Origin of the sequence: Salinigranum rubrum, assembly GCF_002906575.1 — an archaeon.
GTDB lineage: Archaea > Halobacteriota > Halobacteria > Halobacteriales > Haloferacaceae > Salinigranum > Salinigranum rubrum.
Map to the genome: position 1 here is coordinate 3,053,941 of NZ_CP026309.1, position 19,774 is coordinate 3,073,714.

Sequence of the window (19,774 nt, forward strand, 5' to 3'; positions counted from 1 at the left end):
CCGGCGTCCCGGCGGGTGGGTCTCGAAGACGTCTCGGAGCGCTCAGCGCCACTACGCCGCACGGCGGTGGTGATGCGCTCCGAGGATGGCTCCGGACGCGTCTCGAAGCCGAGCGTCGGCGCGTCGGTCGGTCGAGTGGAACGAGAGGTAAAAATGTTGTTCGAGTGATATTTCGAGGCAGAGAGTGCCGGACGAGTGACCCCTACTCGACCCGCTGGCGTCGCCACCAGGCCACGCCGAGGAGCGCGGCGACGAGTCCGAGCACGGCGATGAGCAGCGAGACCGGAGCGGGGAGCGTGCTCGGGTCGGTGTCGCCCGCGTCGTCGGCCGAACGGGCAGGGACGGCGGTGCGTTCGTCGGACCCGTCGGCCGGAGCGACGCTCACCTGTGCGACCTCCCGCGGCCCGAGCGCGACGACACCGCCGTCGGCGTCGGCGGGAAGCCGCGCGTCGAGTTCGAGCGTCCGCCGTTCGCCCGGAGCGAGGTCGACCTCGACGGATTCGAGCGGCCGTCCGTCGAAAGTCAGCGTCGCGGTGTACGTGCCGGCCTCACCGCCGACGTTCCGGACCGTCGTCTCGACGAGCAGTTCGTCGCTCGGTTCGCGGACTCGCTCGCCGACGAGTGTCGCGTCCTCGACTTCGAACGTCGCCGTCCGGACGCCGATGGCGAACAGCGAGAGACCCGGAGACTCGGCCGCGAAGTGGTAGTGAGAGTCCGTCTCGCCGACGACCCTCGTGTCGAGCGCCCGCCAGCGGACGGTCTCGTCGCGGTACAGCGCCACGGACTCGGCGGTGACGCCGCTCCGTTCGAGATACGACTTTCGGACGCGGAAGCGGTGCGTCACACCCGATATCTCCGAGTCGGGCACGTCGTGGCCGACCTCGATGTAGCCGACGGGTCGTGACCCGGTCTCGACCGCGAATCGCCGGTCGGTCTCGTCGAACCCGTCGGTCGTGCTGGCGGCGGTGCCGCCATCGGCCGAGCGCGTCGTCGCGGCGACGTCGCGCGACTCGACCGTCAGCGACGCGTCACGGTCGCGGGTGAGCGTCAGGTCGAGGCCGTTCACACGGACGTTCGTCATCTGCGGTAGCGTCGTCTCCTCGTCCGTCGACCGTTCGTCCGCCACGCTCGTCGTTCGCTCGGCCGGTTCCGGGTGGAGTTCGATGACGATCGGTTCGTTCGCCCGTGCGTCGGTTACGATGATGCGTCTGCGCTCGCGGTCGGTGGACTCGTCGTCAGCCGTGGTACCCGTCTCACCACCCGTGACGTCCATGGTCGGTCGCTCGGTGTCGACGTCGACCGAGACGACGGGTCCGTCGCTACCGTCGGGAGACGTGGAGGCGGGAGCGAAACTGTCGAGCGACCCGCCGCCCGGACCGCCGTCGCCGTCGCCGCCGCTGGTGCTGTCACCGCTCCCGCCGGCACCCGACGGTTCCGTCGCGACGGTCAGGTCGACGCTGCCGGACTCGCCGTTCGCGCCGTCGTTGCCGGCGGCGTCGGCCGCGGCGTCGAGCGTGGCCGTGTACGTGCCACTCGCGCCCGCGGTGTAGTTCGCCGTGTACGTGTAGGGGCCGCTGCCGGCCTCGGTGAAGTCGGAGGTGGTGAGTGTGACCGTCTCTGGACCGGTGACGCTGGCCTGAACGGTCGAGAGCCTGCTGTCGGTCGTCACCGTCACCGAGAGTTCGTCATCGGCGGGTGCGGTGACGCTGACGCCGGACACCGTGGGCGGGGTGGAGTCGACCCGAACGGCCGCGTTCCCCTGTGAGTAGTGGAGCGCGAAGTCGAGTCGCACGCCGCCGTCGGCAGTCGCGACCACCGACGTCTCGCGGTCGGCACCGTCGAAGTTGCCGGTCAGTTCGCTCGCGCTCACGCCCCAGTCGGAGACGAGCGCCGGGGGCAGGTACGCCTCGAAGAAGCCCTGGTTGACCGAGCCGTCGCCGGCGAAGTGCGGCGCACTCACGAGCAGCTCGACCTGGTCGGCCGAGCCCGACGTGTTGTAGACGGGCGCACCGAACTCCTGGGCGTCGGTCGTCATCACGGAGCCGTTGAGTCGCTCGCGGTTCGTGGGGCTCATCACGGCGAGGTCGTCGACGGCGAACGTCATGGCCGCGTCCTGGGACTCGTTCGCCCGGACGGTGCCGTCCCACGTCGACGGCGTCGAGCCGTCCGACTCGAAGAAGGAGTCGACCGCGGCGGGCGACCCCTCGATGGAGACGTTCCAGGTTCCGTCGCCGTTGTTCGTCCGGGTCCACGTCACGTCGTGACCGCTGCCGATGAGCGCCCGCGGGACGAACCCCGAGACGGTGAGGTTGATGCGGAGGACGGTCGTGTCGTCGGCGCCGTGACCGGCGAGTTCGTAGTCCTCCTCGGTGGAGAAGTCGAACACGCTGGCCGTGTCGTTCTTCACCTGTACCTGCAGCAGGCCGCCGCTGAACGTGGCGTCGAGAGCGAGGTTCCCCATCGCGGGCTGGCTCCCCGAGACGTATTCGAGCGACGAGGCGGTCACGGCCTGTCCGATGCCGATGCTCGCCTGCTGGCCGTCCGCCCCGTCGTTCCCCGACGCGTCCGTCGCCCAGTCGAGTTCCGCGACGTACTGTCCGTCGCTCTTCCCCGCGTACGTCGCGTTGTACGTGTAGGTGCCGTCGCCGTTGTCGGTTTCGGTGAACGCGCCGGTCGCGAGCGACCCGGTCTCCGCGCCGCTGATGAGCACGGAGATGGAGTCGAGTCGCTCGTCGGAGACGAACGAGACGTTGACGTCCTGTCCGTCGGGGTTCGACACGCCGAACCCGGTGATGGTCGGCGAACTCGCGTCGACGGTGACGCTGCCGGACTGGCTCGACGCGCCGTCGTTGCCGACGCCGTCCTCCGCGCGGTCGAGCGTCGCCGTGTACGACCCGCTCGTGCTCGCGGTGTAGAGCGCCGAGTAGTTGTACCGCGACCCGTCGACCGTCTCGGTGAAGTCGCTCTCGGTCAGGAGTCCCGTCTCGGCACCCGAAATCGAGACGTTGACGAGCGACAGCGACTCGTTCGCGTCGAAGCTGACGTTGACGAAGCCGCCGGTCGGGTTGGTGACGGTGTAGTTCGAGAGAAGGGGCGGGCCGGCGTCGGCAGTCACCGTGTCGGACTGCTCGGTCGCGCCGTCGTTGCCGGCCGCGTCCGTCGCGCTCGACAGCGTCACCGTGTAGTCGCCGTCGACGCTTCCCGCGTAGGTCGCGTCGTAGGTGTAGCTGCCGCCGTTGTCGGTCTCCGTGAAGTCACCGAGGGTGAGCGTCGCCGACTCCGCACCCGAGAGCGAGACCGACAGCCCTCCCAGTTGCTCGTCCGAGTCGAACGAGACGCCGACGTCGCGGCCTGAGGGGTTCGTCACGGCGAACGACGAGAGCGCCGGCGGCGTCGTGTCGACGGTGAGACTGGCGACTGCGCCGCCGCCCGAGCCTCCGTTCGTTCCGGTGGCGCTGTCGAGCGTCACCGTGTACGTCCCGTCCGTGCTTCCCGCGTAGGTCGTCTCGTACGTGTACGTGCCGTCGTCGGCCGTCTCGGTGAAGTCACCGAGCGTGAGCGAACCCGACTCCGCACCCGAGAGCGAGACCGAGAGCGTGCTCAGTTGTTCCGCGGTGTCGACCGAGATGGTGAGGTCCTGTCCCTCGTTCGAGACGGAGAACCCGGTGACGAGCGGGTTCGTGAGCGCGTGGAACTGCGATCCCGACCCGTAGTAGAGGTAGCCGTTCCACGCAAGCGGCGTCGGGTACAGCGTGTTTACCGGTGAGTCGTACGCCCACAGTTCCGCGCCGGTCTGGGCGTCGAACGCGTGGACGCTGTCGTTGCCGAAGTCGGAGATGTAGAGGACGTCGCCCGCGAGGACCGGCGCGCCGCGGAAGCTCAACCCGGTGACGTTCCACTTCCGGGTGCCGTCGGTGGCGTTGAGCGCCACCAGGTCGCCGCCGCGGCTCCCGGCGTAGACCACCCCGTCGGCGTAGACCATGCCGCCGTCGACGTCGCCGGCCATCGAGTGGTTCCACCGCTTGGTGCCGTCGGTGGCGTTCAGCGCGTACACCTGGCCCTCGCCGGACGTCTCGCCTGCCGTGCTGTCGGACCCGATGTAGACGGTGCCCGCTGCGACCGTCGGGTCGGACTGGACCTCGTCGACGGTCGAGAAGTTCCACAGCTTCGCTCCCGTGGACGCGTCGAGCGCGGTCACGTTGTCCGCGTCGCTCCCGAAGTAGACGACGCCGTCGACGACGGCCGGGTTCGACTCGACGAGGACCGGCTGGTACTCGGTGTAGCGCCACACGAACTCGCCCGTGGTGGCGTTGAGCGCCGTCATGTTGCCGTCGTTGCTCCCGAAGTAGACCATGCCGTCGACGACGGCCGGCGCGGAGCGGACGTTCGTTTGCGTCGAGTAGTTCCACAACTCGGCGCCCGTCTCGGCGTCGATGGCGTGGAGTTTGTGGGCGTTCGAACCGATGAAGAGCACGCCGTTCGCGTACGCGGGTGCGGTCCACGTCGACCCGTCGAGGCCGCCCGGGGTGACGTTCCACGTCTCGGCACCGGTCTCGGGGTCGAGCGCGTAGAACTTCCCGCCGTTGTGGAACGCGACGTAGAGCGTCCCGTTCACGATGGTCGGCTGCATGACCAACGGAGTGCCGCCGGAGAGGTTCCACACCTCCTCGGGTTTCGTGGTCGGCCCCTGCTGGTTCGGGTAGTTCCCGAGGTTCGCCGGTCCGCCGTGGTAGCCGGGGTGAGACTCCAGAACGGTCACGGTGACGCTCGCGGTGTCCGCGTTTCCGGCGGCGTCGCTGACGGTCACCGTCGCGGTGTACTCGCCCGGTTCGGTGTACGTGTGCTTCGGCGCCGCGCCCGACCCGGTCGTGCCGTCGCCGAACTCCCACGAGTAGCTGTCGACGCCGACGTTGTCCGTGGAGTCGCCCGCGTCGAACTCGGCGAAGCTGCCGAGAAAGAGCGTCGCGTCCGCGACTGCCGCGCTCGCGGTGGGCGACTCCGTGTCGCTCGGGGCGCCCGCCACGCTCGTGATGCCGACGGTGCTGGCGAACACGACGATGCACACGAGGAGGACCGCAACCCACGGACGGGAGGCGGGTCTCACGGTGTTACCTCCGGGAGGCGCCCCGTTATCAGTTGTATGTCATATTGGTACGTATGTGAAATCATATGTCCGACAGCACTCGACGTTCGTATATATCGTCTCACCTCAAATTATCATCCGTGGGAAAGTACGGCGCGTCCACCGTGACACGGTTCTTCCGCCTATTCGCCCCCGACATACCGGTGTAGTGGACGGATCGAACGTTCCCGGGCCGAGAGCGAGTCGTGCGGTCAGCTACCGTCTCCGTACCGTGGTGGTCGACGTCGGCCGGGTCGGTGACCGCCGCTGAAGGAGCTATTCGGCCCGTCGAGTCCGCAGACGGGTGAGGCCGAACACCGTCGCCGCCACGACAGCGGCGACCAGCATCGGCTCGGGGTCGGTGCTGAGGTACAGTCCGGGCGTCGGCGGGTGGTAGTACGACAGCGGCCACAGGAGGGGGTACGAGCGTCCCGACGGGTTGCGCAGGAGGGCGTCGGCGAGGAGGTGCGACGCCGCACCGAGACCGAGAAGCGCAGCGACGCGCGGTCGTTCCGTGCGTCCGGCGAGGACGACGCCGATGGCGACCGAGGCGGCGCTCCCCCGAGGGTGTGGAGCGCGAACCACGAGAACGGAACGCCGAGGAGCGACTCCACCGTCGACCGCGGGACGACGATGGCGACCTTCGCCAGGTCGGGGACGAACGCGCCGGCCATCACGACGGTGACGTACGGGGATGAGAGCCACTCGTAGCGCCACGACAGGAGCGTGGCGAGGCTGTAGGCGATGAGCGCGTGGGCGAGCAGGTCAGGCATCGTCGTCTCCCGTGAGTCGCCTCCTGACGTCGTCGAGTCCGCGGGGAGCGCGGCGGCGGACGAGACCCGTCGGGTCGAGTCGCCACTGTCCGACGAGGCGTACCAGTACCCAGAGCCCGGCGACGAACGAGACGGTGTACGTGTAGAGGTAGTTCTCCGGGGGGACGGTGAAGCCGTTCGTCGTCCTGACGGTGTCCCTGTCGACGAGCGTCCCGAAGACGCGGAGTTGGTCGCCGCGCTGGACCGGTGCGGAGAAGTCGGTGACGGTGATCGTGCGGTGATGACCGCCCCCGCCGTCGATGCGTATCTCGACGGGGTCGGTGCCGACGACGGTGCCCGCGAGGACGACCGGGTCGCCGACGTACTCCTCGGGGAAGGGACCGACGGCCTGTTCGGTCGGATACGCGCCGAGGTCGGGGGCGATGCCGTAGGTGCCGTACCAGAGGCAGAGTCCGAAGAGGCCGACGAGGAGGACGGCGACGAGGAGGGCACGTCGAGCGGGGGCGCGCTCATTGGTGAGGAGAAGTGTCGTGAGGGAGATGAACCATTCGAAGCACGTCACGAACGGCGTCAGTCATACGTGGCGTCGGTCACACGACCCGACGACCGCCGGCGGCCGAGCAGTCACGCGGGATTTCGTGTCCGGTCCTGGCTTCGTTACACGAACGGGGTGCAGGGGCGCTCAGCGCGGTGGGTTCGGTCGTCGTACCAGCCGCTCGACCTCTCTCAGTTCGGTCAACGAGGCCCCCATCGCGGCGAGACTGGTGCACTCCACCCAGTGTGCTTCCGTTCCGGCGACGGTGTTCCCCTCGGCGTCGGTGGTGTCGAACCCCGCAATCGCGTCCTCGACGAGGACGACGTCGTACTCGCGTTCGAGGGCCGCTCGGGCCGTCGCGGCGACAGCCCCCTGTGCGGGCAGTCCCACGACGACGAGTTGGGTGACGCCAGCGGCGTCGAGTCGGTCGCCGAGGTCGGTGTCGAAGAACGCGTTCTGGGTGGCCGCCTCGACGACGAACTCGCCTCGCCGGGGGACGACGGCCGACCCCTGACGGATCGAGCCGTCGCGGTCGAGCAGTGCCGAGGGGTGTCGGGTGTGGACGACCGTCCGGTCCGCCGCACGCCAGGCGGCGACGAGCCGTTCGATCAACTCCTCGGCGTTGTTGTGGCTCCGGTCGCCGAACTCCGGGGCGGGGTACTCCTCGCGGACGTTGACGACGACGAGGGCGGCGCGTCGACACAGACACGGCGACGGAAGCGGGTCGCAGTGGACGAAGTCGGCCTCGCCGACGGAGTCCGTGTAGAGGGCGGCGACGTGCTGTGGGACCACCGATTCGTTCGAGCCCGAGAGGAGGGCCGCTGCTGAGGTGACCGTCGCTCCCAGTCGTTCGAGCGTCGCCAGCGTGATGGCCTGGACGTCCTGCGGGGGCGAGCAGGTCCCGTCGCGCGTCCGTGTCGTCCCCGGACGGGTCGTCTCGGCCACGACGACCACCTCGTACCCCTGGTCGAGCGCGGTGCGCGCCGTCGATGCCACCTCGTGGTTCGTGTGCCCGCCACAGAGGACGAGCCGTCGAATCCTGCGCGACTCGAGTTCTCGTCGGACGTGGTCGTCACGGAGCGCGTCGAAGCGGTGGCCGTCGGGCGGGCGGGACGCGAGGGGCCGTGTGTCCCCCGCTCGGTGGGACGACACCTGTCCGCCGTCGACGCCCGCCTCGTGGGCATCGGGCGTGACCGCGACGAAGTGCCATCCGTTCCGTACGCCCGCGGAGCGAAGCTGCCGTATCGTCTCGTCTCGTCTTCGGTCTCCGGTTCCCGTCGCCCCGGAGAAGACGATGACACCCGTCTCGCAGTCGTCGGGCGCACGTAGCGGTGTGCTGTGGTCGTGGTTCATACGCGTGCGTTGAGAGCGGGGTGTTCAGTCGCCATTGGAGAAGGGCCGGAGCTGTTCGATCTGTTTGAGGATCTGCGCCAACTCCTCGCCGGTCTCGGTGAGCGAGTACCGCGTCGACGGCGGCTTCGTGTCGAGGACCTCCCGCTGGATCACGCCCTCGTCTTCGAGTTGCGTGAGTCGCCGCGAGAGCATCGTCGCCGTGATGCCGTCGAGTTCGCGCTTGATCTCGTTGAAGCCGTAGTCGTCGATGAGGAGCAAGCGGAGGACGTGGAACGTCCACTTGCAGCTCAGGATCGACCACAGCCCGTGCCACTCGCGCTTCCAGTCGAGTTCTTCGTATTCACACATTCGTGGGTGGGTTCTCCATCCGGGCCCGTGTCTACTCTCGAGAGAGACCGACGTCGTGACCGAACGAGGCGGTTCGAGCGGTGCGTCGACCTCTCTCCGTCGGGTCTGGTGTCGAGCGCGTGCGATCACGCGCACTCCGCGCCGCGTCGACAGGGGGATGTCGGCGGGCCCGACCGTGCGGCGCACAGACTGTCTATGGAGTACGCCCCACTATGAAATGAGTACTACCCTGTCTCGGAGGTAGTACCGCAGATGGTACCTCCCCCTCTCACGAGCGAGGGGTCGACGGACAGGATTCACACACTCGACGGCGGGCGGGTGTTCGCATCCGGACGAGAGACGCCGTGCGGGGGCGTGTGCAACGGGGGTACCGGCCCCACACGAGGTGTTACCGTCGCCACACGACGACGATACCGTCGCACTGCGTGCACTGGTAGTAGTACGTCAGGCCGTTCGTCGAGGCCAACTCCAGGGAGTCTCGGGGGTGGGCGCACTCGTCGCTCCCGCCGATGGCCTTCACTCCGGGCGCTGCGGTCTCGGGTGCTGAAGCGTTTGACACACTCTTCCGTAGGCGCGTAAATGACATATATCAAACAGTACCGGGGGCGAGAGGGAGTACCGTTCGCGGTACGACCTCCGCGGTGGAAGAGCGGAGGGAGGAGGTATCGGTATGTGTGCGAAGGGCCGGGACGCCGTTCGAGGCGAGGTGTCTCGGCGGTTCGTCGTGGGCCGGACGAGTCAGCGAGGGGTGGTAGCGAGTCCCGGCGCGTCCCGCGGTGGTGGGTGAGAGACGCGGCCATCGAAGTCGAGACGGCCCAGACGCCACCGTCGGTACCACCGGCGGAGTCGTGACTCCGGCGTCGTGAAGACGATTCGGTCGGCCTCGTACGCCCTGGCGACCGCAGCGACAGTCCGGAGTTCGTCGCCGACGCGGCCCAGGACCGTCACGTCTGGACCGAGAGAACGCAGGACCTCGTCGGTGTACGCCTGTGCGTGTCGCTCGGCGGACTCCTCGCCCTGTGACCGCGAGTACTCCATCCCGAGGTCGGGAAGCGAGGCGTACACTGCCTGTCGCTTCCTGAACGCGCGCTCGGACATGACCGACAGGACGAGTATCCGTTCGTCGGCGACCGGGGACGACGAGAGGGGGCCGAGACTCGGCGGCGCCGTGGCTCCGATGGGGTGGACGACGAGAAGTGTCATGGTGGGGGTGAACCCGACGGCGCGGGCAGTCAGGCGACCGCCGAGTTCGTTCTGAGAGACGCGTCGAAACGTCATAAATCGGACAGTACGCGGCGGGGTACTACCTTCCCGTGGGCGGAGTCTCTCTCGAGTCACCGCGTCAGCAGTGGGGCGTGGTCACTCCTCCGCGTCCGTGACTGCTCGCCAGATGCGCTCGGACGTCAGCGGCATGTCGACGGTGTCGACGCCGAACGGTTGCAGTGCGTCGACGACGGCGTTCACCACCGCGGGCGGGGCCGCAATCGCTCCGGCCTCACCGACGCCCTTGACGCCCAGCGGGTTGTGCGGACAGGGCGTGACCGTGGAGTCCCACTCGATGTCGATGAGCTGTCCGGCCTTCGGCATCGCGTACGACTGGAGCGACCCCGTCACGAGGTTCCCCTGGTCGTCGTAGACGGCTTCCTCCTGGAGCGCCTGTCCGAGCCCCTGTGCGACGCCGCCGTGGATCTGACCCTCGACGAGTTTCGGGTTGATCTGGGTGCCGACGTCGTCGATGGCGACGTACCGTTCGAGTTCGACTTCGCCCGCGTCGGGGTCGACCGCCACGACGGCGACGTGGGTGCCGAACGGGAACGTGTAGTTGGGCGGGTCGAAGTAGGTCGTCGCGTCCAGTCCCGGCTCCATCCCCTGGGGAAGCTCCGCCGTGCCACCGTAGGCGATTTCGGCGACCTCCGCGAGAGATATCGAGCGGTTCGGAGCGCCCCTGACCGAGAACGTCCCGTCTTCGAATTCGAGGTCCGCCTCGGCGACTTCGAGCCGGTGGCCGGCGATCCGTCGAGCTTTTTCGAGCACCTTCTCCGCGCTCTCTGCGAGCGCACTCCCGCCGACGGGCATCGCTCGACTCCCCGAGGTCCCGTGTCCCTCGGAGACTGCCGCGGTGTCGCCCTCGTGAATCTCGACGTCTTCGAACGGGACACCGAGTGCTCCGGCGACGATCTGTGTGTACGCGGTGCGGTGGCCGGTCCCGATTTCGGCCGTGCCGACCCTGACGACGACCCGGCCCGACGGCTTGACGTGGACGATACCAGTCTCGGTCCGCCCGGGGGCGGCGCCGCAGGCTTCGACGTAACACGAGAGGCCGAGGCCCAGATACCGACCCTCCTCGCGGGCCCGTGACTGGCGCTCGCGGAACGCGTCGTAGTCCACCGCGTCGAGTGCCCGGTCGAGCGTCTTCTCGTAGTCCCCCGAGTCGTACGTCCGCCCGAGCCCCGTCTCGTAGGGGAACGCATCCGGTGGAACGAAGTTCCGGCGACGGAACTCCGCGGGGTCCATGTCGAGTTCGTGCGCCACCGTGTCCATCAGACGCTCGGTGAAGTAGGTGGCCTCCGGACGGCCCGCGCCACGGTACGCCGACAACGGCGCGGTGTTGGTGAACACCCCGGTCGTGTGGACGTACGCCCCCGGAACGACGTACTGGCCGTTGGCCATCACCCCGAGGTTGGTCGGCACGCCGGACCCGCCGGGGACCAGGTACGCTCCCACGGGGGCCGTGGTTTCGACGTGGAAGCCCCGGAGAGTGCCGTCGTCGTCTACACCCGCCGTGGCGTGGACGATGTGGTGGCGGGCGTGGATCATCGACAGGAAGTCCTCGGTTCGGGTGGCGACCCACTTCACGGGTCGTTCGAGCCGCATCGCACACCATGCCGCCAGCAGGTGACCGGTGTAGGGGAACAGTTTCGCGCCGAAGCCACCGCCGACGTCCGGCGGTCGTACCCGGATGCGGTGGTCCGGAAGCCCCAGCGTCTCCGAGAGGTCCGCCTGGACCTGATGGGGGTTCTGCGTGGACATCTCGACGAAGAGTTCGCCGTCAGAGGCGCGGTACTGCGCCACTGCGGCCCGTGGCTCCATCGCCGTCGGACTCACTCGGTTTATTTCTAAGTCGAGTTCGACGACGGTGTCCGCGGCATCGAGCGCCGCCTCCGCCGCCGCCTGGTCGCCGGTGTCCCAGGTGAACGCGAGGTTCCGTGGCGCACCGTCGTGGATTGTCGGGGCGTCGTCGGTCATCGCCGCCTTCGGGTCGACGAGGGCGTCGAGACGGCCGTAGTCGACGTCGATGGCGTCGACCGCGTCACGGGCGGTGTAGCGGTCCTCCGCGACGACGGCCGCGACGGGTTGGCCCTGATACGTGACCTTCCCGTCGGCCAGCAGCGGATGTGGGGGGACGGCGGCGTCCGTCTCGCTATCGGACTCCGCGGACCCGCCGGTCGGGTTCTCCGTCCGCATGTAGCCGGGGGCGTCCGAGGACTCGACGTCCGCCCACGTGACGGTATCGAGCACGCCCTCCATCGCCGCCGCCTCGCTCACGTCGACGGAGTCGACCGTCGCGTGTCCGTACTGGCTCCCGAGCAGGGCGAGGTGGACTTCGCCCGGGTACGAGAGGTCGTCCGTGTACTCCGCATCGCCGGTGATGAGGTGAGGGTCTTCCCGACGCTGAATCGCCGCTCCGAGCAGTTCGCTCGGGACGAGCGCGCCGCCCTCAACGGTCCCGGGTGGCATCCGGCTACGTCCACCCGGGTGACGATGTGCTGTCGTGCGTACTGGTCCATCCCATGGGATGTGTCGACGTATATCGCAAACGAACAAGAACGGTTCGGTACGCGTCGAGCTGTCAGTGGACAAACGTGTATCGCACGATCACCCGATATGAGCCCTTGCCTCGGCGGGTGGGTTCGGGGCGTTCGACCGAACGCGGGGGGAGTGTCACGACGGCCCCCCGACTCGGGGACTCAACCGAAGAGCCGCTGTCGAATCGAACGGATATGTGGGCGCTCAGCCAGTAACACGGTCGTCTCGAGGTCGTCGAGGACGGACAGCGTCAGCGATCCGCCGACGATTCGGGACACCAGTCCCCGCTCCGTCGCCCCAACGATGACCGGCCTCGCGAACGCGACCCTGCGTGTCGAAACGGGCGACGTCGAGGAGGCAATCGAACAGGCCGCCACGGACAGTTCCACGGTGATCATCGGGGCGACGGAGAAAGGTCTCCTGTCCCGCCTGTTGCGAGGGGCACTCGTGTTGGACGTGGTCGACGACGTCGAGTGTTCGTGTTGCTCGCCGAACGTGCACGGAAACGGCGTCTCTCAGAACGACTGGTGGGTGACTGACGAGTTCCCGTATCGATGAGTTCCGGCGGCGGCGCGCGCTCGAAGGAGTCGAACCCGCAGCGTACGCGTCCTGGACCCAGCACACACGTCGAAAACCCGTATTCGCGCTCGGTTGGTACCACTGAGCACAGGACTTCCGAACCGAAACCGACGCAGAAACTCACTTGTGTACTGAGAACACATAACATGAAAAGCGCGATACATCATGAACTCGTCGCTCGAAGACGTCGAATTTCTCGCTCGCTCGGAGCACCGGGTGAGGGCACTCGAAGCGCTGGCCGACGGTCCGCACAGTCGGTCCGATCTTAAGTCGCTGACCGGAGCGTCGTCGTCCACGGTCGGCCGCATGCTCGGCGAGTTCGAGACGCGAAACTGGATCAGGAGGGAGGGACACTGGTTCGAGGCCACGCCGCTGGGCGCGTTCGTCATCGAGGGGATGACGACCCTGCTCGAGCGAATGGAAACGGAGGGAAAACTGCGCGAGGCGATGCGGTGGTTCCCGACCGACGACGTGGACTTCGAGGCCATCCGGTGTCTGAACGACGCCGAAATCGTGTTCCCATCCGAGAGCGACCCGCTGGCACCGATCAGGAGCGCAGGCCGGCAGTTGCGTACCGGGACACGACTCCGCTTTCTCACGACGCAGGTCACCGTGCCGTATCTCGAAATCGTGCGAGAAGGTGTCGTTCACGAGGGATTGGAAGTGGAGGGGGTGGTGACGCCCGATGTCCACGAGACGCTCGTGGACGACGCTGCCCTGGCAGCCGTGTACGGTGACCTGTGTGATTCGGGCGACGTGGTCTTCTTCGTCACGGAAGGCGTTCCGCTCGTCTTGCAGATCATCGACGACGGCGTGGGGATCGGTCTCGTCGACGACTCGGCGAATCCCCGAGGACTGGTCCGCAGCGACGACGAGAGCGTCCACAGATGGGCGGTCGAGACGTTCGAAGCCTGGCGCGACGAGGCGGAACGAGTCTGTGGACCGTAGGTGCCGTTTCGTCGGACGGCGCCGCCTCGGGAGGGGCCGACTCTCGCACCGCTATACAGGACTGTCGTCGGTGACGACTCTTCTGGCAGACGAAGTCGACGACCGGGGCGCTTGCACGTGATGGGTTGGGTGCATCGTCTGCACAGTGGGAGCGGGGTGGGTGAATATCACTAGATACCTACATGATAGTACCGCCCGAACCGGTTCCCGTTGTGGATGAACGACCATGTCAGTAGAAAACCAAGAGCGATGGAGCATCAAGGGAGAGTTCGTCGAGGCCTGCAACTGCTCGGCGCCGTGTCAGTGTCTGTGGAACGAGGCCCCCGACGACGACGAGTGTACCGCAGCCCTCTTCTGGCACATCGATGAGGGCGAGTACGAGGGAGTCGACCTGAGTGGTCTGACGGCGGGCGCCCTCGTCTACGACCAGGGTATCCTCTTCGAGGGTGATTGGGACCTGGTCGTTCTCGTCGACGAACAAGCGACCGACGCACAGGCGGCGGCGCTCGGAGACATCTTCATGGGTCGAGCGGGCGGCGTCATGGGTGCCGTCGCCGAACTCGTCGACGAGGTGAAAGACACGGTGGTCGTGCCCATCAGCTACTCGAAACAGAACGGCCACCTCTCGGTCGCGGCGGGCGACGTCGTGGCGATCGAGGCGGACGCCATCGAGGGGTTCGAGGAGGTACCCGGAGAGGTTTCACCCCATCCGCTCACCCCGCCATCGATGACCGCATCCACCGGCAAATCTACGACGGCGACCGTGTCGTTCAACGACGAGTTCTCCTGGGACGTGTCCGGAAACAACTCCTACTTCGGCGAGTTCGAGTACGAGGGATAGCCCTCGGGAGGACCGTTCTCGATGCACGCACTAGACGGGTTACGAGGTCGCATCGAACGCAGGCGAATCCCGCTCGTCGCGCTCGCGACGTACCTGGTCGCGCTGCTCGCGTGGGTCGCGCTCGTCGAGCGGTGGCTCCCGATGCCAGGGACAGGAGCGGGTGCCGACATGCGAATGGTCGACCCGGGCGCCCCCGAGGCGATGGCGCTGGCGAACGGGCTGTCGGGGATGGGACTGTATCTGCTCATGTGGGGGGTGATGATGGTCGCGATGATGTACCCCGCGACAGTCCCCCTGTTTCGGCTGTACGACGGGACGCTCAAGCGAGCGACGAAGCGCGAACGGGTGACGCGGCTCGGTGCGTTCGTGGGCACGTACACCGTCGTCTGGGCGCTCACGGGAATCGTGCCGCTCGCGGTGAACCGTGTCGTTCCGCTCGCCGCCCTCGCCAACGAAAACGGCTCGGTCCTGCTGGGCGGGTCGTTGCTGGTACTGTCGGCGTATCAGCTCTCCTCGTACAAGCGCCACTGTCTCGATTACTGTCGGTCGCCACTGGGTTTCCTCGCCGACCACTATCGCCCCGGGGTTCGTGGGGCGATACGGTTGAGCGGCCGGTTCAGCGGCTTCTGTCTCGGGTGCTGCTGGGCGTTGATGGGTCTCGTGGTCGTCGTCGGCTCGATGAACCTGCTGTGGATGGCCGGTGTCACCGTGGTCGTCTCGCTCGAACGGGCGGTGTCGTGGGGCGACCGACTGGCGACGGCCACCGGACTCGTCGCCGGTCTCGTGGGTGCCGGACTCGTCGTGACGAGTCTGCTGGCACCGCTCGGATGAGACTAGGACCCAACTGCGACGGTCAGGTGCCCTGGCGTCTCTCAGCGCGTCGGGAGTCGCTTGCGGTCGATGGCCCTCTGCGAGGCAGTCGCGAGTGCGCGAGTTCCAACGGCTGACTGAACGTTTGCTCTTCTCGAACGGAGACTCGGGTCACGAAGCCACGCGGAACCGACTCCCCTCACGAGAGTTTTTGTCGCGGCACGACCCAGACCGTGCATGTCGAGCGACGATGCGCGCGTCCCGCTGTTGACACAGTCCGACCTCCCCGAGGAGTACCGGTACCTCTTCGACAACGAGGCGCTCGGCGACCTCAACCTCTTCCGGTCGATGGCGCACGTCCCCCGGGCGATGCAGGCGTACATGCGGTTCGGGACGGCGCTGTGGAACGCCGGCACGCTGTCGACGCGCGAGCGCGAACTGGCGATTCTGGCGGTCGCGCGGACGCTCCGGTCGGAGTACGAGTGGCACCAGCACGTCGAGTTGGGGCGGGAGGCGGGCGTCACGGACGAGGAACTGGGGGCGCTCGCCCGCGGGGCCGACTGTGAACTCACCGAGCGCGAACAGGGCGTCGTTCGGTACGCGAGCGCGGTGGCGACGGGGACGGTGACCGACCCGCTGTTCGAGGCCGTCGTCGACGTCACCGACATCGACACGACGGTCGGCCTGACGATGCTGGCCGGACACTACCTCATGACCGCGCGCATCCTCGACGCCCTGTCGGTCCCGGTCGACGGCGACGGGTTCGTCGGCTGGTCGGTGGAGTGACGGGAGACGAGTCAACTCGCTGTCTCGTTCCGCGGCGGCATCCAGTCCGGCCGCTCGACGGTGGTCTCGCCGACGCGTTCGTGTCGCAGCGACACCGTCGCGACCCGGTCGCTGTCCGGGAGTCGGTACGTCGCGTCGACCCGGACCACCAGTCCCTCGTCGGAGACGAGTCCGGTGGCCCGGTAGTCCTCGAACCGGCGGTCGGTGGTTCCCACGACGGTGATCCGGTAGGAGACCCGGTTGCTTCGCTGGACCCGGTCGACCAGCGTGGAGCGGTCCCCCGAGAGATACCAGGTGACGAGCGCCTGGGACCGTTCGACGACCTGGCCCGTCCCGGGGTCGTCGGCGTCGCCGACCCGGAGGGCACCGTCGCCCTGCTGGAGGTATCTGCCCTCCCCGTCGGCGTAGAGGTCCCGGTCGATGACGGGAACCAGGTCGGACTCGAAGGTCCCCGACTGGGTGCCGCGCGAGCGATACACCGTCTCGTTCTCGACGCGGACGACCTCCCGGGCCGTCCCGACCGTCTCGTTGCCGATTCGCTCGGTGTAGGTGACGTGCATGGTGAACGAGCGGTTCTCGAGAGCCGCCGCGTGGCCCCGGGCGAGGACCGCCGTGTCGTCGATTCCTGCCGCGGTCAGCCCGGGGAGGACCGTCCGAGGTTCCGGAGTCGCCGCCGACGTGGCTGGCAGCGCGGTGGTGTCCTCGGCGGCGTCGACCGTCGCTGTGGCGTTCGAGTCGGCTGGGGGCGCGTCGGCCCACGCCTGGGCGACGAGTCCACCGCCGACGAGAACCACGCCGAGGAGGAGAACGGCGGGGACCACCCACTGGTAGGCGTGGACCGCTGCGGCGACCGTGCTGGCTGTCGCAGGCCGAGTCGTGTCGAGCGGTCCGGCGTCGGCGGGCGACCCGGTCTTCGGGTCTCGTGTGTCGGTCTCGGATGTCCTGGCCGACTGCGGCCGGCCGACGGTCTCACTCCCGACGCCGAGGTGTTCGTGGAACAGACGGTCAGTCGTCACCGGGTCGAGCCCGTACCGGATCATTTCATACACGGTGTTGGCGTCCCAGGCACGCGCATCGCGTTTTTCGGCCAGTCGTCGGGTCCGCTCGGCGTCGACGCCGACCACCGCGTCGACCGAGTCACGTGGGAGGCCACGACCAGGGAGGGGGAGGAGCCCTTCGCGTGCGATGGCGACGACTCGACGCTCGTCTCCCCGGGCCGCGCGAACCACTGGCGGGTCGACCTCGACGTCCCACCCGCGCGCGGTCAGGAGCGCGCCGACGAACGTCGCCCGTTCCCGTCCGGAGAGACGGGCCAGGTGGTCGTCGAAGGGAGTTCGCTCCATTGTCGAGTTCAGGGACGCGAGCGGCAAAGCGTCTCTGGCTATCGGTGGCTCCGTTCGAGCGACGACGGTCGTCGGCTCTGTCGTCGACCCACGACTGAGTCGTGGCTCGCGGGGTAGCTACTCTTCGTCGTCGATCGGGTCGAAGACGTTCTCCGACGCCGGGAACGTCCCACCTCGAACGTCGTCGACGTAGGACTCCACCGCGTCCTGCACGACCGCGTTCAGGTCGGCGTACTGTTTCGAGAGTCGGTACGACTCCTCGCTCAACCCGAGGACGTCGGTGACGACGAGCACCTGTCCGTCGACGTATCGCCCCGCCCCGATTCCGATCGTCGGAACGTCGACCGCTTCGGTGACCTGCCTGCCCGTCTCTTCGGTGACCGCTTCGAGAATGATCGAGAACGCACCGGCATGTTCTAGCTGTTCTGCGGTCGCTACCAGCGCCTCGACGGTGGCTGAACTCCCGTCTCCCCGTCCCTGGACGTACCCGCCGCCGATCTGCCTCATCCGCTGGGGGGTCAGTCCGATGTGCCCCACGACGGGCACCCCGAGTTCAGTGAGGCGAGAGACGATTTCGATGGTCGTCTCTCCCTGCGGTGCCGTCTCCAGTTTCACCGCGTCCGCGCCCGCCTCTTTCATGAATCGACCGGCGTTCTCGACGGACGTTTCGAGCGACGCCCCGTACGACAGAAACGGCAGATCGGCGACGACCATCGCGTCCTCGACCGCCCGGTCGACGGCCGCCGTGTTCGACACCGCCTCGTCGAGCGTGACCGGGAGCGTATCGTCGTATCCCAGGTGGTTGTCGCCGGCGCTGTCCCCGACGAGAATCATGTCGACGCCGCCTCTGTCGACCTGGCGGGCGATGGGGGCGTCGTACGCGGTCAACATCGTGAGGGGGTCGCCGTGTTCGTACTTCTCGAGGATATCCGGAATCGATGTACGGCCCATGTGAGAGTAGTCGCACACCGACACTGTAGTACGTTCGTTCTGGTCTTCGGCCGTCTCGAATCGAGGCTCGCGTTTTGCTCGTCTGTCTCTTCGATCGGTGACCGTCGAGGGGTGCGTTCGATGGTCACCTCACGTTCTCGAAGACAGGGTATCAGATGAGGTGGAATATGGACTTCTGGACACCTCGGCAACGTTCATGCGAAAGCTACGTTCGATTCAGAGGTAATGAATTGCGACGATAACGAGAGTGATTTAATAGGTGGAGAGAAACGGGGGGTGACGAAACAACCGCTCCACCGCAGCAGTGAGCGCTCTTCCCCCATGACTCGTAGTCGAACCCTCATCGCCGTTGGATTCGTCGTCACTCTCGTCGTGCTCTCGGCGGTCAGCCTTCCGAGCGTCGCGTCGGCCGGGTCGACGAGTACCTTCGCTCAGGTCGATACCGTCGAACAGACCCCGACAGCGACGCCACCGCCGACACAGACCGAGACGCCGATGCCGGCCGAAACGTCGACGGAGACACCGACGCCAACGCCGGCACCAACCGAGACGCCGACGCCGGCCGAAACGTCGACGGAGACACAGACGCCAACGCCAACTGAGACACCGACCGAAACGTCGACGGGGACACCGACGCAAACGCCAGCCGAGACACCGACCGAGACACCGTCTTCGGCCGAGACGCCGACGGAGACGCCAACCGTGATACCGACGGAGACTCCGTCCTCGACCGAAGCATCGACTGAAACACCGACAGAGACGCCGTCTTCGGCCGAGGCATCGACCGAGGTACCGACCGAGACGTCCACGTCGACATCGACTCCGGGAGAAACGCCGACCGAGACGCCGACGGCCGGCACGGCTGCGACGCAGACGGCATCACCCACGCCGACCGCGTCCCCGGACGCGAACCCCTCGGATGGTGACGGTGGGAGCGGCGGGAGTAGTGGTGGCGGAGGCGGTGGAGGGGTGTTCGACCTCTTCGACGAGGACGGGACCGAGACACCCACGTCGGCACCCACTCCGACCGCGGCGTCGACACCGACGCCGGTCCAGAACTCCAGTACCGTCGTGGCGACGGTGACGAACACCTCGGTCACCGGCAACGACACACAGGTGACCGACGTTACGGCTCGGCCGTCTCGAATCTCCACGGACGAACAAGTGACCATCCGGGTAACCGTGGCGAACCCCCAGTCGAACGCCGACACGGACACGGTCGAACTCGAACTGTCCGGTGAGGTGGTCAACTCCCGGGAGGTTACCGTTCCGGCCGGCGGTGAGACGGTAGTCGAGTTCGTCTACGACGTCGTTCAGCCCGGGACGTACACGGCACGCGTCGACGATCAGACCGCGACGATCACCGTCGTCGAATCGGCCGACTCTGCCACGCCCACCGCCGCCTCGACGACGTCGACACAGTTCCCCGGCCTCGGCGTCGGCGTGACCCTCGTCGCGTTCACCCTCGCAGTTCTCGCGGCGCTCCGTCGAGACTAGGGTGACCCTCGTTCCTCGGGCACGGCGTGTTCAGTCGGAGAGTGGATAGCGCGGCGGGTCGGGAGGGAGAAGGCCATCCAC

The 19,774-nt window shown here is 67.5% G+C and carries 15 protein-coding genes and 3 pseudogenes; 6 read left to right on the plus strand and 12 right to left on the minus strand.

The window, feature by feature from the left end; translation table 11 throughout:
* Nucleotides 1–202: 202 nt before the first annotated feature.
* From C2R22_RS15005 to C2R22_RS26445, 9 genes and pseudogenes are all read right to left on the minus strand, one after another.
* A complete protein-coding gene (locus tag C2R22_RS15005) occupies nucleotides 203–5,104 on the minus strand; it encodes an outer membrane protein assembly factor BamB family protein (RefSeq protein WP_103426473.1) in 4,902 nt (1,633 codons plus the stop codon).
* 294 nt (nucleotides 5,105–5,398) lie between these two features.
* A pseudogene (locus C2R22_RS27515) lies at nucleotides 5,399–5,895 on the minus strand (metal-dependent hydrolase).
* Entirely contained in the window at nucleotides 5,888–6,457 is a 570-nt protein-coding gene (locus C2R22_RS15015; RefSeq protein ID WP_103426474.1) for a hypothetical protein, read from the minus strand. Before C2R22_RS15015 ends, C2R22_RS27515 begins: the two are co-directional and overlap by 8 nt.
* Before the next feature lie 120 nt (nucleotides 6,458–6,577).
* The gene (locus tag C2R22_RS15020) at nucleotides 6,578–7,783 is read right to left on the minus strand and encodes an isochorismatase family protein (protein ID WP_103426475.1); all 1,206 of its coding nucleotides are present in this window, start codon (nucleotides 7,781–7,783) and stop codon (nucleotides 6,578–6,580) included.
* A gap of 24 nt (nucleotides 7,784–7,807) precedes the next feature.
* Nucleotides 7,808–8,131: a winged helix-turn-helix transcriptional regulator gene (locus C2R22_RS15025; protein ID WP_103427698.1), complete on the minus strand. Its 324-nt coding sequence runs from the start codon at nucleotides 8,129–8,131 to the stop codon at nucleotides 7,808–7,810.
* A gap of 388 nt (nucleotides 8,132–8,519) precedes the next feature.
* The gene (locus C2R22_RS25160; protein WP_162562516.1) at nucleotides 8,520–8,690 is read right to left on the minus strand and encodes a hypothetical protein; all 171 of its coding nucleotides are present in this window, start codon (nucleotides 8,688–8,690) and stop codon (nucleotides 8,520–8,522) included.
* Between the two features lie 179 nt (nucleotides 8,691–8,869).
* Nucleotides 8,870–9,409, minus strand: coding sequence for a hypothetical protein (locus C2R22_RS15030; RefSeq protein WP_103426476.1), 540 nt, complete (start codon nucleotides 9,407–9,409; stop codon nucleotides 8,870–8,872).
* Between the two features lie 81 nt (nucleotides 9,410–9,490).
* Nucleotides 9,491–11,869 (minus strand): xanthine dehydrogenase family protein molybdopterin-binding subunit, encoded by a 2,379-nt coding sequence (locus C2R22_RS15035; RefSeq protein WP_103426477.1) that lies wholly within the window; start codon nucleotides 11,867–11,869, stop codon nucleotides 9,491–9,493.
* Between the two features lie 230 nt (nucleotides 11,870–12,099).
* Nucleotides 12,100–12,246: pseudogene (locus tag C2R22_RS26445) on the minus strand (universal stress protein); the annotation flags it as partial.
* 4 nt (nucleotides 12,247–12,250) lie between these two features.
* Here C2R22_RS26445 and C2R22_RS25165 point away from each other — a divergent pair.
* The 5 genes and pseudogenes from C2R22_RS25165 to C2R22_RS15060 all read left to right on the plus strand — a co-directional run.
* Nucleotides 12,251–12,477: pseudogene (locus C2R22_RS25165) on the plus strand (amino acid permease); the annotation flags it as partial.
* 205 nt (nucleotides 12,478–12,682) lie between these two features.
* A complete protein-coding gene (locus tag C2R22_RS15045) occupies nucleotides 12,683–13,465 on the plus strand; it encodes a helix-turn-helix transcriptional regulator (RefSeq protein ID WP_103426478.1) in 783 nt (260 codons plus the stop codon).
* 226 nt (nucleotides 13,466–13,691) lie between these two features.
* Nucleotides 13,692–14,306 carry a DUF1326 domain-containing protein gene (locus C2R22_RS15050; RefSeq protein ID WP_103426479.1) on the plus strand — a complete coding sequence of 205 codons (615 nt, stop codon included), beginning with the start codon at nucleotides 13,692–13,694 and terminating at the stop codon, nucleotides 14,304–14,306.
* Nucleotides 14,307–14,327: 21 nt separating this feature from the next.
* Complete coding sequence (locus tag C2R22_RS15055; protein WP_103426480.1) at nucleotides 14,328–15,137, plus strand: DUF2182 domain-containing protein; 810 nt, start codon at nucleotides 14,328–14,330, stop codon at nucleotides 15,135–15,137.
* Between the two features lie 216 nt (nucleotides 15,138–15,353).
* A complete protein-coding gene (locus C2R22_RS15060; protein WP_103426481.1) occupies nucleotides 15,354–15,902 on the plus strand; it encodes a carboxymuconolactone decarboxylase family protein in 549 nt (182 codons plus the stop codon).
* Nucleotides 15,903–15,913: 11 nt separating this feature from the next.
* Here the strand turns inward: C2R22_RS15060 and C2R22_RS15065 are convergent, their stop codons facing one another.
* From C2R22_RS15065 to C2R22_RS25170, 3 genes are all read right to left on the minus strand, one after another.
* Nucleotides 15,914–17,245 (minus strand): hypothetical protein, encoded by a 1,332-nt coding sequence (locus C2R22_RS15065; protein WP_103426482.1) that lies wholly within the window; start codon nucleotides 17,243–17,245, stop codon nucleotides 15,914–15,916.
* A gap of 117 nt (nucleotides 17,246–17,362) precedes the next feature.
* The gene (gene panB, locus C2R22_RS15070; RefSeq protein ID WP_103426483.1) at nucleotides 17,363–18,196 is read right to left on the minus strand and encodes a 3-methyl-2-oxobutanoate hydroxymethyltransferase; all 834 of its coding nucleotides are present in this window, start codon (nucleotides 18,194–18,196) and stop codon (nucleotides 17,363–17,365) included.
* A gap of 431 nt (nucleotides 18,197–18,627) precedes the next feature.
* Nucleotides 18,628–19,407: a hypothetical protein gene (locus C2R22_RS25170; protein WP_162562517.1), complete on the minus strand. Its 780-nt coding sequence runs from the start codon at nucleotides 19,405–19,407 to the stop codon at nucleotides 18,628–18,630.
* Between C2R22_RS25170 and C2R22_RS25175 the strand changes: the two genes are divergently transcribed.
* Nucleotides 19,379–19,693 carry a hypothetical protein gene (locus tag C2R22_RS25175; RefSeq protein ID WP_162562518.1) on the plus strand — a complete coding sequence of 105 codons (315 nt, stop codon included), beginning with the start codon at nucleotides 19,379–19,381 and terminating at the stop codon, nucleotides 19,691–19,693. The two genes, C2R22_RS25170 and C2R22_RS25175, sit on opposite strands and share 29 nt — an antisense overlap.
* The last annotated feature ends 81 nt before the right edge of the window (nucleotides 19,694–19,774 follow it).

Coding starts and splice junctions, on each gene's coding strand:
- C2R22_RS15030 (WP_103426476.1), bottom strand. CDS start 9,409: ATGACGTTTCGACGCGTCTCTCAGAACGAACTCGGCGGTCGCCTGACT.
- C2R22_RS15050 (WP_103426479.1), top strand. CDS start 13,692: ATGTCAGTAGAAAACCAAGAGCGATGGAGCATCAAGGGAGAGTTCGTC.
- C2R22_RS15025 (WP_103427698.1), bottom strand. CDS start 8,131: ATGTGTGAATACGAAGAACTCGACTGGAAGCGCGAGTGGCACGGGCTG.
- C2R22_RS15055 (WP_103426480.1), top strand. CDS start 14,328: ATGCACGCACTAGACGGGTTACGAGGTCGCATCGAACGCAGGCGAATC.
- panB (WP_103426483.1), bottom strand. CDS start 18,196: ATGGGCCGTACATCGATTCCGGATATCCTCGAGAAGTACGAACACGGC.
- C2R22_RS15035 (WP_103426477.1), bottom strand. CDS start 11,869: ATGCCACCCGGGACCGTTGAGGGCGGCGCGCTCGTCCCGAGCGAACTG.
- C2R22_RS15060 (WP_103426481.1), top strand. CDS start 15,354: ATGTCGAGCGACGATGCGCGCGTCCCGCTGTTGACACAGTCCGACCTC.
- C2R22_RS15020 (WP_103426475.1), bottom strand. CDS start 7,783: ATGAACCACGACCACAGCACACCGCTACGTGCGCCCGACGACTGCGAG.
- C2R22_RS15045 (WP_103426478.1), top strand. CDS start 12,683: ATGAACTCGTCGCTCGAAGACGTCGAATTTCTCGCTCGCTCGGAGCAC.
- C2R22_RS15065 (WP_103426482.1), bottom strand. CDS start 17,245: ATGGAGCGAACTCCCTTCGACGACCACCTGGCCCGTCTCTCCGGACGG.